This window comes from Kangiella shandongensis, from assembly GCF_020005365.1.
In the GTDB taxonomy this organism is placed as follows: domain Bacteria; phylum Pseudomonadota; class Gammaproteobacteria; order Enterobacterales; family Kangiellaceae; genus Kangiella; species Kangiella shandongensis.
Genome location: NZ_JACNML010000013.1, coordinates 10,968 through 27,329 on the forward strand (window position 1 = coordinate 10,968; position 16,362 = coordinate 27,329).

Consider the following 16,362-nt stretch of genomic DNA (forward strand, 5'->3'; position numbering starts at 1 on the left):
TTGTTCCACATACCAATGCTTTCGACAATAATAATTTATGCAATACGACAGCCCTGAAGCACTTTTAAATCAAGCGCAAAGCTTTGCCGGCTATAGCCTCGGCGAGCTGGCCGAGCAATATAAAGAGCAAATTCCGCAACAACTGCTGCATAAAAAGGGCTGGATCGGTCAATTTCTCGAATTAATTCTTGGCGCAGAATCGGGTTCACTGGCTCAACCTGACTTCCCCGAGCTCGGGATCGAGCTGAAAACCCTACCAATTGATGAAAATGGCAACCCGCTGGAGTCGACCTATGTCAGCGTGGTTCCGCTGATTAATATTCAGGGGCTATACTGGGATAATTCCGTAGTCCGCCATAAACTGATGCATGTACTGTGGGTTCCGATTGTTGCCAGTAAACACTTAGCGGTTGAAGAGCGACAAATCGCCATGCCATTTCTATGGCGACCAAGTGCCGAAGAGGAACAAACCTTAAAACAGGATTTTGAAGATGTACTGGATCAGGTATCAATGGGGAATATAGAAAACCTTGATGCACGGTATGGTCAAATTCTACAAGTACGCCCGAAGGCCGCTAATGCAAAAGCTCTGACCGATGCTATCGGACCGGAAGGCAAAACGATCCAAACACTGCCCAGAGGATTTTACCTACGACCACAGTTCACTAAAAAGTGTCTGCAACAACAGTTCAGTTAGCTTCTTCCAGTCTAGCTAACTGCTCTGCTCTTAAACGCTGTCGCGCTTGATCATAGGCTAACTTCCGCTGTCGACTCGAAGTATTAAGCTTTTGCTCTAGCTCCATGTATTTCTGATAGTACTTTATGGCTTCTTCTTTTTTTTCTAATTCTGAATAAAGTTTCGCCAATACTTGTGTAGCATTCTTTGAGCGCTTCACATCACTAATCTCTTCTGCTGTCTTTAGCGCTTTAAGAGCTAGCTCTTCAGACTTTTCATAATCTTGTAGTATAAAAAAGACTTCTGCCAAATGAATTTCAGTACTGGCGTTGAGTATTTTCCAACCATACTCTTTAACCTTTGGGTAGTTAGCTTCGAGTAATTCTTTTGCCTTTGTGAGCTGACCTCTTCCCAGAGCTATCTCCGCTTCCATGTTAGGAAGGTGTAATAGTGGAAGAGTACCTTTAGCCTTATGGCAAATATCATAGGTTTTTTCCAACCGACTATCCGCCAGCTCTACTTTATCAGCAGAAAGTTCTATCACCGCCATTTCAAAATATGCCTGACATTGATCGGCCAAATTTTTATCCTCAACGCCGTGCTTTAACAATCTCCGGGCATATTCCATCGCGTAATCCAGCATACCGGAGTCGTTATAAAAACTTAAAGCATTTTGCAAGATATTAGTTTTATAGACCTTATTTTCCATCTTCGGGATGAGCGCTAACGCTCTATCAAGATTCATGAAGGAGTATACATACTTTCCTTGTATTTGCTGAACAGACGCTAAAATCGAGTAAGCACGCCCTTTGTAATCATGCTTGGCATCACTCTTTATGATCTCCTGCAACAACTTTTCAGCCTCAGCGAAATTACTATGCATTACTTCGGAGTGGGCTTTGAGCAGTGTGTACAGATACTTCTCTTCATCGCTAAACTCAGCTTTCTTCTCAGCAATTTCCTCTAACGCCGTTTTAGTTGAAGCAAGGTCATCCAATCTTTGTTCTTCAATAACTTTTAGCTGCTGATAGTAATCAGCTCTGACAAACCAAGCTGTAAGTAACAGAGGAATAAGAATAATGTATGATATTTTTCTTATTGAAAAGTTCATTACAGCTGACCACGCCTAGCGATATCAAAAGCTAACTTTCTTTGCCTTACTCTAACCTTGTTCTCAGTATTTAACTCTCTAAACTCATTATAATATTTTAAGGCCTCTTCCTTTTTATCACTTTCAGAATAAATCTGCGCCAAAATTCCAGCAGCTTGCTCCTGCCTTCTCTTATCTTGCGCTTCAACTGCGGTTTTATACGCTTCTAATGCAAACTTCTCTGCATTAGCAAAATCATCCATACGGATATAGTTTTCAGCAATGACTTTATTAGTTCCTGCTATCAGTATTTTCCAACCAATAGCTTCAACTTTTTCTAGAACTTTCATTAAGCGAGCATTACTCTTCTCCGGTTCTCCTTCTACTCCCTCAATCTCTGCAAGAAAAGACTCGGTTAAGAGGCTAAAGAGTTTGCTATCTGAGTTTTCGCAATGACTCTTTGCTAATAAGAGTCTTTGCTTTGACATTTTAGTCTCACCCACCATTAGCTCTATTGTTCCTAGCTCATAATTCGCTACACATAAAAATGTTTCGTCATCATGTTTCTGAGCTTCGATTTGTAGCCTACGTCCAACTTCTAGAGCATACTCAAATAATTCTGCTTCTTTGTATATTCCAACTGATGTCTGCAAGATACCAATCCTATACCTCGCTCGACTCACCGCAGGTAACGCATTTATTGCTTTATCTAAAGCAACGAACGCCTCAACATTATTTCCGATGATATGTTCAACTCCAGCCAAAGTTATATTAGCCTTCGCTTTAATGTCACTAGATTGAGCTTCTTTCGAAAGGGAGGTTAGAACATTTCGCGCTTCTTTTAATTCCGAATGCATATAATGTTTTTGCGCTACTAAGAGTTGATAAAGATCGCTTTCTTTTTTATTAAACTCCTTTTCTTTTTGTCCTAATTCGTCAACTTTTTTTTTCACAAAGGCGTTACCGTTGAGCATACTTTTCTCAAGCTCTAATAACTCTTCGTAATAGTTGTTGGCGTACGCCTGATTAACCATAATTACTAAAATTATTGTAACGGAGGCTTTAAAATTCCATCTTAGTTTCATATAAACTCCAAAAACACAGGAACACAATTCCTTCTGTAAATTAATGATACCAAAACAACACTAATAAATACATCGCTTACTTAATAGGCTATCAACCCGTAGTAAACCCTAACTTACTTAGTATCGATTCGTTATACTCTAACTCCCTAACTGGAGGTATCACAAGTGTCGTATGAAGGTTTAGTGCTTGATCTGGTAAGTCTTTTATCAATATTTTATCTTTTCTTACTTTGTCCATAGGCAAGAATTGAGCTTCGTATAATATAACCTCATGCTCTAATGGATACCAGTTTGAAAGGTGCTCTACCAATATCTCAATACTCGCCCTATCAGCAGTGAACACTTTAGCCGTATAGTCACCAGCAATAGCTATCTGCCATAACAGGACATAACCTCTATTGTTAAGCTCATGATTAAACATCATAAACTGGGTCGCCTCAAGGCTTTGAACACCATAATCAGCAGGGTCAAAACCCAAATCTGCGTAAAGACACGACTCCGCAGAGATTCCAGGCTCCATATACGCATTAAAGCCCTCTTCTCTCGCTTTCATAATAGTTTTATGTGGCACACAAGAAAATATTCCTGCATGTCCATAAAAGGCACCGCATACCTGTTTGCCAGCTCTGACATCTTGCATCATAGCCTCAACCATCTCATTATAAGTATCCATCCGATGCTTACCTTCTGAATAAAATGGTTGCAGACTAATTAGTTTCGAAGTGCATTGCTGAAGCCAGCTTTCACAAAGCGCGTGAGGCACTAGGCAATAAGTTACGTCTGAGTTTTTCAAGATGCTTTTGCATCTGGTTGTTATGTGTCCTGCTAGTAACATCCCCGTACTAATAGCAGTAAAGCTTCCTTTTGTCATTTTATAGCGATCACTTTTTACAGAATATAACTACATAACAGTTTTGAGGGTTCCCCAAAATATTCTTAATCTCCTTTTGGTCACCATCAACCATAGCTTTTATTTCTCTCTCCTCTAGTCCAAAGTCCTTCATCACGGCTTCCGGGTTATCAACATAAGATTTATTCAACTGAGGGTCTTCAGACAGTTTAATGACAAACTCTTCAAATTTTTTCTTAGACATAATAGTTCCTTAAATTTCCCCTAAATAAATGCTTTTCAAGCCAAAAACGTCTTATTTATACATTACAAATACTTAAAAAGCCAGCAAAGGCTGGCTCTTTAAGTCAAGTATCCAGTTCTCAGAAATAACTATTCAGCATAAGTTTCTGTCGCTGGACAACTGCACATTAGATTTCGATCGCCAAAGACGTCATCGATACGGTTTGTGGTTGGCCAAAACTTACTTACAATCGTTGCTTCCGATGGATAAATCGCTTCGGCGATTGAATAAGGTTTATCCCAATAGCGAAGATCGGCCTGAGTATGCGGCGCGTTAACTAATGGATTATTATCTTTATCCCACTCGCCACTCGCGACTTTTTCCACTTCTTGCTTAATACGAACCATGGCATCAATAAAACGATCCAGCTCGTATTTCGACTCACTTTCCGTCGGCTCGATCATGAAGGTTCCAGCAACCGGGAAGCTCATGGTCGGCGCATGGAAACCGTAGTCCATCAAACGCTTCGCTAAGTCGACTTCGCTGATACCGGTTTCGTTCTTAATATCGCGCAAATCGATAATACATTCGTGTGCGACCTTATCGTTACGACCGGTATACAGCACTGGGTAATGTGCAGAAAGCTTATTTTTCAGATAATTAGCATTTAGCAATGCCACTTCCGTCGACTTACGCAGACCAACCTGGCCGAGCATTTTAATGTAAGCCCAGGAAATTGGTAGGATCATACCACTACCGTAAGGTGCCGCTGATACGGCGTTATCACGCGCTTCGACACTGTGAACCTTGCGTACTGAGTGGCCAGAAACAAACGGTGCTAGATGTGACTTTACACCGATTGGGCCCATACCCGGACCGCCGCCACCGTGCGGGATAGCGAAGGTTTTATGCAGGTTCAAGTGCGAAACGTCTGAGCCGATATCGCCCGGACGCGAGATGCCCACCTGTGCATTCATGTTAGCGCCGTCCATATAAACCTGACCGCCATTATCATGAATGATGTCACAGATATGCTTGATCTCTTCCTCGTAAACGCCGTGCGTCGATGGGTAAGTCACCATCAATGCCGCCAGATTGTCTTTCATTTCAACGGCTTTCGCTTCCAGATCGGCTACATCAACGTTACCGTTATCGTCACATTTTACGATAACCACTTTCATGCCAGCCATCTGTGCTGAGGCTGGGTTAGTACCGTGGGCCGAACTGGGGATCAGGCAGATATTACGATGGCCTTCGTTGTTGCTCTCGTGATATTTCTTAATAGCAATCAAACCAGCGTATTCGCCCTGGGCACCAGAGTTGGGCTGCATAGACACGAAATCATAGCCGGTAATTTTAACTAAATCCGCTTCCAGCTCTTTGATCATTTTCATGTAACCGTAAGTCTGATCTTCTGGCGCAAACGGATGAATATTGGCAAATTTAGGCCAGGTCACTGGAAGCATTTCACTGGTAGCATTCAATTTCATGGTACAGGAGCCCAGTGGGATCATGCCGTGTACCAATGAAAAGTCTTTGCTTTCCAAGCGCTTAATGTAGCGCAGCATATCCGTTTCAGAGTAATAATCCTTAAACGTCGAATGCGTCAGGAAATCCGACTGACGAACGAGGTTAGCAGGGATAGACTCGGCAGCTTCATCATCCAACTCCAGCACATTCGCTTCAGTGCCAGTAATCACTTCGATGAGCTGTTCGATGTCTGCCTGATTTTTTGCTTCGTCAATCGAGAAGCTAATCAAGTCACCATCATAATGCAGGTTCACTAAGGCTTCTTTGGCACGATCCTGAATGGCTTCAACGTCTGAAGCGCGGAAAGTCACGGTATCAAACCAGTGCTCATTAACCACTTCCAGACCAGCATTGACTACTGCTGACGCCACAATTGATGCATAACGGTTAATTCGTTTCGCAATCGTGGTCAGGCCTTTCTTACCGTGATAGACCGCGTAGAAGCTGGCAATATTAGCCAGTAATACTTGTGCGGTACAGATATTCGAAGTCGCTTTTTCACGACGAATGTGTTGTTCACGCGTCTGCATCGCCATTCGTAGCGCATTATTACCACGAGTATCTTTCGAGACCCCAATAATACGGCCTGGCAGTGAACGCTTAAACGATTCACGCGTGCCAAAGAAGGCCGCGTGAGGGCCACCGAATCCCATCGGTACACCGAAACGTTGTGCCGAACCAAAGACCACGTCGGCACCCATCTCACCCGGTGATTTCAATAACACCAGACTCATGATGTCAGAAGCCACACAAGCAATCGCTTTCTTCTCATGCAACTGTTCGATAATAGGTTCAAGATCGGCAATGTCACCGTGCATATTGGTGTAAGACAGCAAAGCACCGAACACATCATGATTTACAGCATCTTCAACCGGTCCAATAATCAAGTCCCAGCCATAATGCTCAGCACGAGTTTTCACAACATCAATCGTCTGTGGGAATGTCTTTTCGTCGATAAAGAAGTTATTGCACTTTTTATTCTTCGACGAGCGCTTGGCCAACGCCATCGCTTCAGCAGCCGCTGTCGCTTCATCAAGTAGCGAAGCGCTGCCTAGCTCCATGCCGGTCAAGTCCATGGTCATTTGCTGGAAGTTCAAAATCGCTTCCAAACGACCCTGTGCAATTTCCGGTTGGTAAGGTGTGTAGGCGGTATACCAGGCTGGATTCTCCAAAACGTTTCGCAAGATAATGGTCGGTGTGACCGTATCATAATAGCCCCTGCCAATGTATGACTTAGCGACGATATTTTCATCGGCCAACGACCCCAGGTAACGCAACGTTTCCTGCTCAGAACGAGAAGCATCAACAGCAATTGGTTCTTCAACTTGAATCTTATGTGGAACTGCTTTTTCCACCAAGTCATCCAATGACGTCAAGCCTAATTCTCCGAGCATTTCCTGAATTTCATTCTCGCGCGGACCTAAGTGACGACGGATAAAATCATCCGACTGTTGTAAATCTTGCAACTTTATATTGTGCAAACCTGTTTTCTCAGTCATAACTGTCACGACCTATCATTTCAGTGATGCCAGAACAGCATCATCACAAACCATCTAAACCGAAAAAGCCTCGAATCATTTCGAGGCCAATCATATTTAGCTAATAGCTTCTTATCGCTACTTTCCCAAAACTTGGTTAGCTTTGGTCATTCCTAATAAAATTCAGAAAAATTACTTTAGGCGAGGCGGAGACTTAAATGAAGAAAAGGAGTTTACAATAAGTAAATGACTTTTCTGAATTAAGGCTTCAACAAAGCATAAAGTAATTTTAATAATTTTATTATTCGTCAGCGATTTCTTCAGCGTACGCTTCTGCCGACAGTAACTTTTCTAAATCACCAGCGTCAGCCAATTTCATTTTAAACATCCAGCCATCACCATAAGGATCGCTGTTGATTAGCTCAGGAGAGTCTTCCAGCTCTTCGTTTATTTCAGTAATCGTACCGGCGACTGGGGCATAGATATCAGAAGCAGCTTTAACTGATTCAACTACTGCGATCTCATCTTCTGCGTCAACGTCTTCGTCCACTTCAGGAACTTCAACAAACACAACATCACCAAGTAACTCTTGCGCGTGCTCAGTAATACCCACTGTTACCACACCATCACCCTCATCACGGATCCACTCGTGGCTCGATACATATTTTAATTCTGCTGGAATTTGGCTCATTCTCTCTTCCTCTATAGCAGCCTGAAATTTTCAGATAACTACCCGTTCAAAAATTAATCGTATTGTATATGAAACTTTTCCTCTGCCCAAGCCTTTATAGCTGGGCAGAATGCTGGTTTAGCCTTTCTGACAGGCTAAAACCTTAAATCAATGACTTACCTTTACGTACGAAGCTTGGCTTGACCACTTTTGCTGGTATTTGCTTCTTACGAACCTGGACTAATACTTCTTCAGCATCGACAGAGCGCTGTACACGTGCCATGGCAATACTTTTACTCGTAGTTGGCGACATCGTGCCTGAAGTTACGACACCGACAACGTCATCATTTACCACAACGTCCTGGCCTTCACGCATGATGCCCTTGCCTTCTAGCACCAGACCAATCAATTTTCGTGGAATACCGTTAGCTTTCTGCTCGACTAGCGCTTTACGACCAACAAAGTCACGCTCTTCCGGTTCCCAGGCGATGGTCCACCCCATATTCGCTTCAAGTGGCGAAACCGTTTCATCCATGTCATGGCCGTATAGATTCATCCCTGCTTCAAGGCGTAACGTATCGCGCGCCGCCAGACCACAAGGTTTAACACCGGCTTCAACTAGCTGAGCCCACAGCTCAGCTGCCTTGTTATCCGGTACTAGAATCTCGTAACCGTCTTCGCCGGTATAACCGGTACGAGCGACAAACAGATCGCCAGCGTAAGCTGCAACAAAAGGCTTTAACTCTGCTACCGCTTGTTTTTGCTCGTCACTGAAAACTGACTGAGTTTTTTCAATCGCCAGTGGTCCCTGAACGGCAATAATGGCCAGATCCGAACGTTCTTCAACAGAAACGTCGAATTGTTGCGCCACATTTTCTAACCAGGCCAGATCCTTCTCGCGAGTGGCGGCATTAACCACTACACGATAATGGGCGTCATTAAGGTAATAAACGATAAGATCGTCGATAACACCACCATCTTCGTTTAACATGCCGGTATAAAGCGCCTTACCCTCTGTCGTTAACTTAGCAACGTCATTCGCCAGCAAATACTGCAGATAAGGCTTTGCATCACTACCTTTGATTTCAACAATGGTCATGTGCGACACGTCAAACATACCCGCAGCTTCGCGAACAGCCTTATGTTCATCAATCTGCGAACCATAATTCAACGGCATATCCCAGCCGCCAAAATCGACAATGCGCGCCTCAGCGTCAACATGAGCTTGGTACAATGGTGTTTTATTACCCATAACGACACCGTTCCTTAATTAAATTCAATGGAAATAATGGCGCAAGATTATACAGGGGATCGGGCGACAAAAGAACCCAAAAGGTGAGTGTCTGACCAGTAGAGTCAGCATAGTTATAACCAAATAGTATTTTGGGCAAATTACTAGCAGAACTCTTGACAGATTTATCTTAGATGGTCATTATATACAGCAAATTAATGGAACAATTTTAATAAAGATGCAAGGACTTTCACTTCCCCCATCAGAAAAACAGCAAGTACAACAGTTTCTTGAGAATATTTCTAAATCCGAATCACCCACTATTCAACATACCCTTAATAGTCTCATGGCAGGTCGTGAGTCTGCATGGATGAGATATTTAAAAGGCGCTTATAACCACCCAATCACATGGTGGATTGGGATAATACAGCTACAAATGCAAATGGGTATTTGGGGACATAAGTGGCAAGGAGTTTCTCAAACAAGAGCAAGCTTGCTCTGGCAAATATCAAAACCCATTCGTAACGAAGCCTTTCAGTTCATCAAAGGAAATGATGAACCAGATCTAATTATGGCAATATTTAAATATAACTTAAAATATCGTAAGGCCGATATTATGGGAAGGCTCTCTGGTGGAGTCTTCACTAACTTTGCTAGCGCAGGAGGTTTGGCTGGCAATCGAATTGCTAAGAAATTTAAGTCTGTCAATAGAACAAGAAAAGTTTTGAACTTTATCATCGCTAGTTACGGCGCTGCTATCAAAGCTATTGTTGAAGGTGAAAAAACCGTAGCTCCAATTATACAATCCATCATTACAGGCAGGGCTGAACAATTACCACCTAACTATGGTAGATTTAAGTCTATGGTATTAAGCCATGAAGAAAAAATTGCCTTAGAAACTGTTGAGTACTCCATTGCAGAAATGTTGTCGTTATCACAAATATCCACTGGACTAGTACCAATTAAAGAATTTTGCACTCGTCCAGAAAATATAGACTTAAAAAGTATTTGTCCATGAGAATGAAATCTTTTATTAACGGAATCAGAACCTTTTTGGCTGAACTGACAGAAGAAGGTTCCAACTACATAGCTTTATTTGTTGGGATATTATTGTGGGCAATTACTCAGTCCGTATGGGTTGGGGTGGTTTCAGGAGTAGCATGCGCTTTCATACTTTTCTTTCTGATCGATAAAACTATAAGGCCCAAAGAGGAATCAGCCAATGAACAACCTAGAAAACAGTATCCATCATGGGTTTTGTTATTGTTTCTTCTAGCAACTATAGCTGTGGGCTCCTTAATTGCCTATTTTGTCGCGAACTAAACTTCGCTTTTCTTAATCAGCAAAATCACGGGGAGAATGCCAACGGCAACCAACAGTATGGCGGGTAATGCGGTCAGTTCCCATTCGCCTTCGGAACTGAGTTCGTAAATTCTAATCGCCAGCGTATCCCAGCCAAAGGTCCTTAGGATCAGAGTTGCTGGCATTTCTTTCATCACTTCGACGAAAACCAGCAGCAATGCAGTCAGCACGCCGGGACGTAGTAGCGGGATATAAACTCGGAACAGGCGTTCGCGTTTACCCGCGCCCAGAATACCGGCAGTTTCGATAATACTTGGCTTAATTTGTCCCATGGAGCTGGATAGAGGGCCGAAGCCAATACGCAAAAAGCGAATCACATAAGCTAACAGCAAAGCAAACAATCCCGTCGCCAACCACTGACCTTTTGCATCAAATATATCGGCGATCCAACCGTCGATGATATTCAGCGCCATCATCAACCCGACCGCTAAAACCGTGCCCGGCATGGCATAACCCAGTTGTGAAAATTCGCCCATGAAAGCTCTCGGTTTCGAGGCTTTATGACGCTGCGCCCAGACGACAACTGCGGCAACCATCAAGGTTAACAAGGCCGCTAACACCGCGAGTATGACTGTGTTCATTAGTAAACTCAGCGTTCCTTCGGTATGGCGTTCAAAACTGGCTACTGACCAGACAACCAATTGAATCACCGGCAATACAAACCCTAAAGCAAACACCAGCCACGCCGATATTTGAGCAAAGATACCCCATACGCCACTCAGTCGTTGTCGGTATTGTTTTAGTGCCGTTCCTGTCTGCTCATATCGGCCCTGCCCACGGCCCCACTTTTCAGCCAGCACTGCCAGCGTGACAAACAACAATAATAAACAGGCTAGCTGCGCGGCGGTATTATGGCTGTAAAATCCGTACCAGGATTTATAGACCGCGGTGGTAAACGTGTTGAAATTAAAAATACTGACCGCACCGAAATCAGCCAATGTTTCCATTAACACCAACGCCAATCCCGCGACCCAGGCCGGTCTGGTTAACGGCAATACCAGCTTCCAGAAAGCGGCAATTTTACCATAACCTAATGTTCGCGCACTTTCGTAACTGGAACGTCCTTTACGTTGTAAGGCACTTCGCATCAACAGATACACATAGGGATATAAAGACAGGGTAAAAACCAGCGAAACGCCGAGCGGGCTACGCATATCGGGTAACCACTCAATACCCAAGCCGACAGCACTTAAGGCATGCTGCATGGGACCGCCAAAATCGGTAAAGCCTAACACCACGAAAGCTAAAATATATGGCGGGATCGCCAGCGGAAGCATCAGCCCCCACTGTAAAATACTGCGTCCGGGGAAATCATACATCACGATCAGCCAGGCCAGGCCAACGCCCAGCAGGAAGCTGGCGGTTCCAACCAAAGCAATTAAGAGTAAGGTATTAGAGAATAATTCGGGAAGTTCTGTTTGCCATAAGTGTTGCCACAAGTCGCCCTCAACGTTACTCCACGAGCCGATCAGCGGTAACAGCGGCAGGACACAAATTGCAAAAACGAAAAATAGGAGAATGGCAGGAAACCAATCATTCAAACGCTGACGCCAGCGATGATCGCTGGCGTCTTTTGCAGGAGATGAATTTGATAATTCAGTAGGTTGCAATGCTTTTAATCTTTTACTTATAACCTGCTCGGTCCATCACTTTCACGGCTTGAGGTTGGAGTTCGCCCGCTTTCGATAAGTTCATATCGTCAGCTTTAAAACTTCCCCAGGCTTCAACTTCTGGCACAGGTTTTATTTCCGGATTAGCTGGATATTCCATATTTAAACCAGCATACATTTGTTGCGCTTCAGCGCTCGACAACCATTCTAACAGCTTTGTCGCATTTTCGACATTGGAAGAATGCTTAGTGATCCCAGCACCAGAGACATTGACGTGAACCCCTGTCGTCTGCTGATTCGGCCAGAATAATGCCAATGGGATCTCTGGATTGTCTTTTTCCAGACGGCCGAAATAATAGGTGTTTACAATGCCCACATCACAGGCTCCCGCCTCAATCGCCTTCATGACCTTAGTATCGTTTGAGAAAGGATCCGTTGCCAAGTTCGCCACCCAGCCTTCAACAATCTGCTGTGCTTTCTCTTCGCCATGACGCGCAATTAGCATCGCCACCAGCGACTGGTTGTAAACTTTCTTCGAGGTTCTCAGGCAGAGACGACCTTGCCATTGCTCATCACCCAGAGCTTCATAAGTGGTTAACTCGTCTGGCTGTACACGTTCTTTGCTATAGACAATAGTTCGTGCACGCACGGTCAACCCAAACCACTCGTTATCCGGATCCTGAAGACTCTCAGGAATATTGGCTTCCAGTACCTCTGACTCGAGCGGTTGCAACACACCTTCCTGGGTGGCCTGCCATAAGTTGCCGGCGTCAACTGTCATCAAAATGTCCGCAGGTGAGCGTTCGCCTTCCGCTTTCAGGCGACTGATTAGCGGCGCTGCAGCGTCAGTAATATAGATAACCGGGATTCCAGTTTCTTTCGTAAACTGTTCGAAGAATGGTTTAATCAAATGCTCTTTGCGTGATGAATAAACCACAATTTCTTGCTGGTTTTCCGCTTTTGCTTCTGCTGTTTCTGAGCCTTTCTTGGCAACAACTTTTTCTTGCTTGCCTGCAGCCTTTGTTACAGCGCTTTGCTCTTCTGAATCGCCACAGGCAGTTACCGATAGCGCCGCGCCTACGGCAAGTGCCACCAGCCATTTATTCATTGATATCATTGGTTCATCCTAAGATTTGTCATTACATGGACAGTGGTTTAAATGATAATTATTATCATTTGTTATTTCAAGCTATGTTTCATGATCTGAATCAATTAACGTTTATATTCCCATCGCCTGCCGGATCAACTTTTGCTTCAGTACCGGATGACGGTTGGTCAGCGCCAATCCATAACTCCGTGCCATCTGTATCATCGGTACTTCCTGTTCAAACAATTGCTTGAAGCCCATCATCGCCAGCTGCATGTTTTTTGTATCAGTTTTTCGCGCGCGCTCGAAAGGTCGTAAGCGGTGTTTCGCACCAATATCGGCGTCACGCTGCAAGGAGTTCTCGATGGCTTTGACCAGCTCTACTGCATCAGCAAAACCCAAATTAACCCCCTGTCCGGCTAACGGGTGGATGGTATGCGCCGCATCACCAATCAACGCCAGACGCTCGGCAACCATCTGCTCAGTGGTGCGCTCAAACAGTGGAAATGCTACCACTTCACTAAGCAGTGAAACCTTGCCTAAGCGCTGCTCGAAGCGCTGAGACAACCGCTCGGTAAATTCCTCTGCCGGTAATTGCAGCAATTCATTCGCGCACTCCTCTTTTACCGACCAGACAATAGAACAGGTATGCTCATCGGCTAAGGGCAGAAACGCTAGTGGACCATCGTGATCGAAACGTTGCCAGGCAGTAGACAGGTGTGACTCTTCTGTTTTAATGGTGCAGACGATGGCTTTGTGGCCGTAAGCCTGCTGTTTCAGGCCAATACCGCTGGCTTTACGCAGCCATGAAAAAGCGCCATCTGCCGCAACCAGCAAACGACTCTTTAAGCGCTCGTCTGAGCCTAATGTCAGCTCAGCATATTCTTCATGATATTCGACCGATTGGCATTTCTGTGGGCACAACCACTCAATGTTGCGCTGCGCTTCCACCGACTGGTACAACGCACGGCGCAACACACGGTTTTCGATAATATGACCAAGATTGGGTTCTGCGATCAGTCCCGCATCAAACTCAATTTCACCGCGGGTAGACTCACCATCCCACACTACCATCCGTTCATAGGCTGACTTTTCACTGTCTTTGATATGCTGCCAGGCACCGACCGACTGAAATAATTCCTGACTGGCACCGGTGATGGCACTGACTCGCTGATCGATATCGTTTTCCGGCCACTGCAGCTGTACCGGTTTAGGTTCCACGATGGCAATCGATAAATCCAGCGGTGCGAGTCGAGCCGCCAGAGCCAAACCCACCATGCCGCCACCCACAATCGTAACGTCATAATCAATGGTATTGCGGCGTTTATTCGAAACAGACATTCAGCGCTTCCTCGGATTCAACCTCATTATTCAACACATGAACCAGTAGCTCAGGCATGGGTGGATGCTCCATCGACCCCAATCCTAGCATTTGTCTTTGTCTCATCACATCCTGTATCAACTTTTGGGTTTGTGCCTGTAGGGTTTCTTCATCAAACTCAAATTCCGTATCGCCCAATATATTCGATGACAACTCCTCCCCCAGCTGATCGCCAAATTCGACAGCGACCCTACGCCAGGCCTGAAAGTCCAGTTCCAGTTGACGCAGGCGCTCCTGATCCTTCTTATCATCTTCTTTTTTGCGTTCATCGTAGATTTGTCGCACCAGATGAGACGACTTGCAGATAATTAACGCCGTATAACCGTCAGCAATGGCGCGATCACAATATGGCTGCGCTCGCTGCATACTCTCCTTGTCTCCTTTCAAGTAGAGGCGGTAGGCAAGGCGCACATTGGCCATCGAATCCCCGGCCTGCGCCATATTTTCCAGCGCATCCATGTCGTAATAATCGTAATCCGATTTCTTTTTGATGCCGACCGCGCCCTGTGCATACTCCGTTTCAAAGTAGCCTCTAGCAAATGCCCAGTTTTTGACGTCCTGCATAAATGTATCGGACTCGTAATGATCGCCCTTTCGGTACCAGTCATCATACTGATGTGCTAACTGACACAACTTGAGTTCGTCTTCATCACCATTCTTATTCTGCGGCTCAGCGTCCAAGGTACTCATTGCCGCGCTCTCGTCTTTCTGTACTTCCTCGGGCTGAGTCGCCTCCAGTGACAGTGCTGGCTGCTCTGGCTTAACCGCTGGCTGAGTCAGCTCGGCTCGCTGTGGTTCAGTCTGGCCCTGCTGTTGCCACAGGTTATAAGCGACGACGGCCAGTACCACTACAGCAGCAGCCAATATCCCTATAATCTTATTCGTCATGTGCCGCTAACTCACTGTTATTGAAATTAAAGCCCATCGCCTGTTCGGCGAAGAGCCCCTTCACCACTGGCAGCGTATCCAGTGCTTTTAACAAAACATTACGTGTCAGGCATAAAGGCGTCCAGGTATTAGAAAATAGCCGCGCCAAAGATTCGGTCACACATAAGGTCTGTTCGCGATCACTATTACGACTCTCCTGATAAGCACTGAGAACCTCATAGGCGCCATAATCGCTTGCCTGACTTAACTGTTGTGACAGCACTGCCACATCACGCAAACCCAGATTAAAGCCCTGCCCGGCGATGGGGTGTAATGACTGCGCCGCATTACCAATTAAGACACAACGCCCTCGGAATAGGGTTTCCGCTTTCTGTTGAATCAAAGGAAAAGATTTTCGCTCTCCGACCTTAGTGATGCGCCCGAGACGTGCGCCAAACGTATCCTCCAGCGCTCGAGCAAACTGTTCATCCGACATTGCCAAGTAATCATCAATTTGTTCCCGTGGTTTCGACCAGACCAGGGCTAAACGTTTCTGCGTTAAAGGCAGCAGCGCCAGGGGACCATCGGCTGTAAAGCGTTCATAAGCACAATTATTATGCGGCAGTTGTGTCGCTAAGTTACACACCAGCGCCGACGTTTTAAAGTCACGAATATCACTGTCGATATGCAGCATCTGACGCAAAGGCGAGCGAGCACCATCGGCCAGCACCACCAACTGTGCGCTAACTTCTGCGCTAGATTCTGTGAGCTCAACGGTCAGCTTGGCCTGCTGCGAATCTTGCTGCAACTGGGTTACAGTGGCTGGCGTCACATAGTCGATCCCCGCCACCGCTTCTATCTTCTGGTGGAGCGCATTTCCTAACTGCCAATTTTCGACCACGGCACCCAACCGTTCCACACCAATTTCTTCTGCACTCAAACGTGCAAAACCAAAGTGGCCTTCATCGGATACATGGATATTATCAATTGGTTCAGACACCTGCTGGATGGGCACCTCCAGGTGGCGCAATATATTCAACGAGGCCGCCGAGAGTGCCACCGTGCGGTCATCAAAGCTGGGCTGTGACTGAGTATTGGGTACAAAGGCTTCAAACACGGCACATTCAATACCCTGCCTGGCTAATGCCAAAGCCAGGCTAGCCCCCGCCATGCCACCACCAACGATGACTACGGGGTAATACTGTTTAACCGATACCGTCAT

The 16,362-nt window shown here is 45.3% G+C and carries 14 protein-coding genes; 2 read left to right on the forward strand and 12 right to left on the reverse strand.

The features are described from left to right. Nucleotides 1-37 precede the first annotated feature (37 nt). A complete protein-coding gene (mutH, locus tag H7708_RS12575; RefSeq protein ID WP_223671214.1) occupies nt 38-697 on the forward strand; it encodes a DNA mismatch repair endonuclease MutH in 660 nt (219 codons plus the stop codon). Here the strand turns inward: mutH and H7708_RS12580 are convergent. The 7 genes from H7708_RS12580 to gcvT all read right to left on the reverse strand — a co-directional run bounded on the left by H7708_RS12580 (nt 690) and on the right by gcvT (nt 8,854). Then, the gene (locus H7708_RS12580) at nt 690-1,787 is read right to left on the reverse strand and encodes a tetratricopeptide repeat protein (protein ID WP_223671215.1); all 1,098 of its coding nucleotides are present in this window, start codon (nt 1,785-1,787) and stop codon (nt 690-692) included. The two genes, mutH and H7708_RS12580, sit on opposite strands and share 8 nt — an antisense overlap. Beyond that, nucleotides 1,787-2,851 (reverse strand): hypothetical protein, encoded by a 1,065-nt coding sequence (locus tag H7708_RS12585; protein WP_223671216.1) that lies wholly within the window; start codon nt 2,849-2,851, stop codon nt 1,787-1,789. Before H7708_RS12585 ends, H7708_RS12580 begins: the two co-directional genes overlap by 1 nt. 91 nt (nt 2,852-2,942) lie before the next feature. After that, a complete protein-coding gene (locus H7708_RS12590) occupies nt 2,943-3,722 on the reverse strand; it encodes an SAM-dependent methyltransferase (RefSeq protein ID WP_223671217.1) in 780 nt (259 codons plus the stop codon). A 10-nt stretch (nt 3,723-3,732) separates the two neighbouring features. After that, nucleotides 3,733-3,945, reverse strand: coding sequence for a hypothetical protein (locus H7708_RS12595; RefSeq protein ID WP_223671218.1), 213 nt, complete (start codon nt 3,943-3,945; stop codon nt 3,733-3,735). Between the two features lie 128 nt (nt 3,946-4,073). Beyond that, nucleotides 4,074-6,935 (reverse strand): aminomethyl-transferring glycine dehydrogenase, encoded by a 2,862-nt coding sequence (gene gcvP / locus H7708_RS12600; RefSeq protein ID WP_407929747.1) that lies wholly within the window; start codon nt 6,933-6,935, stop codon nt 4,074-4,076. Between the two features lie 298 nt (nt 6,936-7,233). After that, complete coding sequence (gcvH, locus tag H7708_RS12605; RefSeq protein ID WP_223671220.1) at nt 7,234-7,623, reverse strand: glycine cleavage system protein GcvH; 390 nt, start codon at nt 7,621-7,623, stop codon at nt 7,234-7,236. 142 nt (nt 7,624-7,765) lie between these two features. After that, complete coding sequence (gene gcvT / locus H7708_RS12610) at nt 7,766-8,854, reverse strand: glycine cleavage system aminomethyltransferase GcvT (RefSeq protein ID WP_223671221.1); 1,089 nt, start codon at nt 8,852-8,854, stop codon at nt 7,766-7,768. 217 nt (nt 8,855-9,071) lie between these two features. Between gcvT and H7708_RS12615 the strand changes: the two genes are divergently transcribed. Next, the gene (locus H7708_RS12615; RefSeq protein ID WP_223671222.1) at nt 9,072-9,851 is read left to right on the forward strand and encodes a hypothetical protein; all 780 of its coding nucleotides are present in this window, start codon (nt 9,072-9,074) and stop codon (nt 9,849-9,851) included. A 301-nt stretch (nt 9,852-10,152) separates the two neighbouring features. Here the strand turns inward: H7708_RS12615 and H7708_RS12620 are convergent, their stop codons facing one another. The 5 genes from H7708_RS12620 to ubiH all read right to left on the reverse strand — a co-directional run bounded on the left by H7708_RS12620 (nt 10,153) and on the right by ubiH (nt 16,362). Further along, a complete protein-coding gene (locus tag H7708_RS12620; RefSeq protein ID WP_407929748.1) occupies nt 10,153-11,736 on the reverse strand; it encodes an ABC transporter permease in 1,584 nt (527 codons plus the stop codon). An 82-nt stretch (nt 11,737-11,818) separates the two neighbouring features. Continuing rightward, a complete protein-coding gene (locus tag H7708_RS12625) occupies nt 11,819-12,922 on the reverse strand; it encodes a Fe(3+) ABC transporter substrate-binding protein (protein ID WP_235727618.1) in 1,104 nt (367 codons plus the stop codon). 102 nt (nt 12,923-13,024) lie between these two features. Beyond that, on the reverse strand, nt 13,025-14,233 hold the full coding sequence (locus H7708_RS12630; protein WP_223671224.1) for a UbiH/UbiF/VisC/COQ6 family ubiquinone biosynthesis hydroxylase: 1,209 nt from the start codon (nt 14,231-14,233) through the stop codon (nt 13,025-13,027). Then, a complete protein-coding gene (locus H7708_RS12635) occupies nt 14,217-15,161 on the reverse strand; it encodes a hypothetical protein (protein ID WP_223671225.1) in 945 nt (314 codons plus the stop codon). The genes H7708_RS12630 and H7708_RS12635 overlap by 17 nt, the downstream gene beginning before the upstream one ends. Further along, nucleotides 15,151-16,362, reverse strand: coding sequence for a 2-octaprenyl-6-methoxyphenyl hydroxylase (gene ubiH / locus H7708_RS12640; protein ID WP_223671226.1), 1,212 nt, complete (start codon nt 16,360-16,362; stop codon nt 15,151-15,153). Before ubiH ends, H7708_RS12635 begins: the two co-directional genes overlap by 11 nt.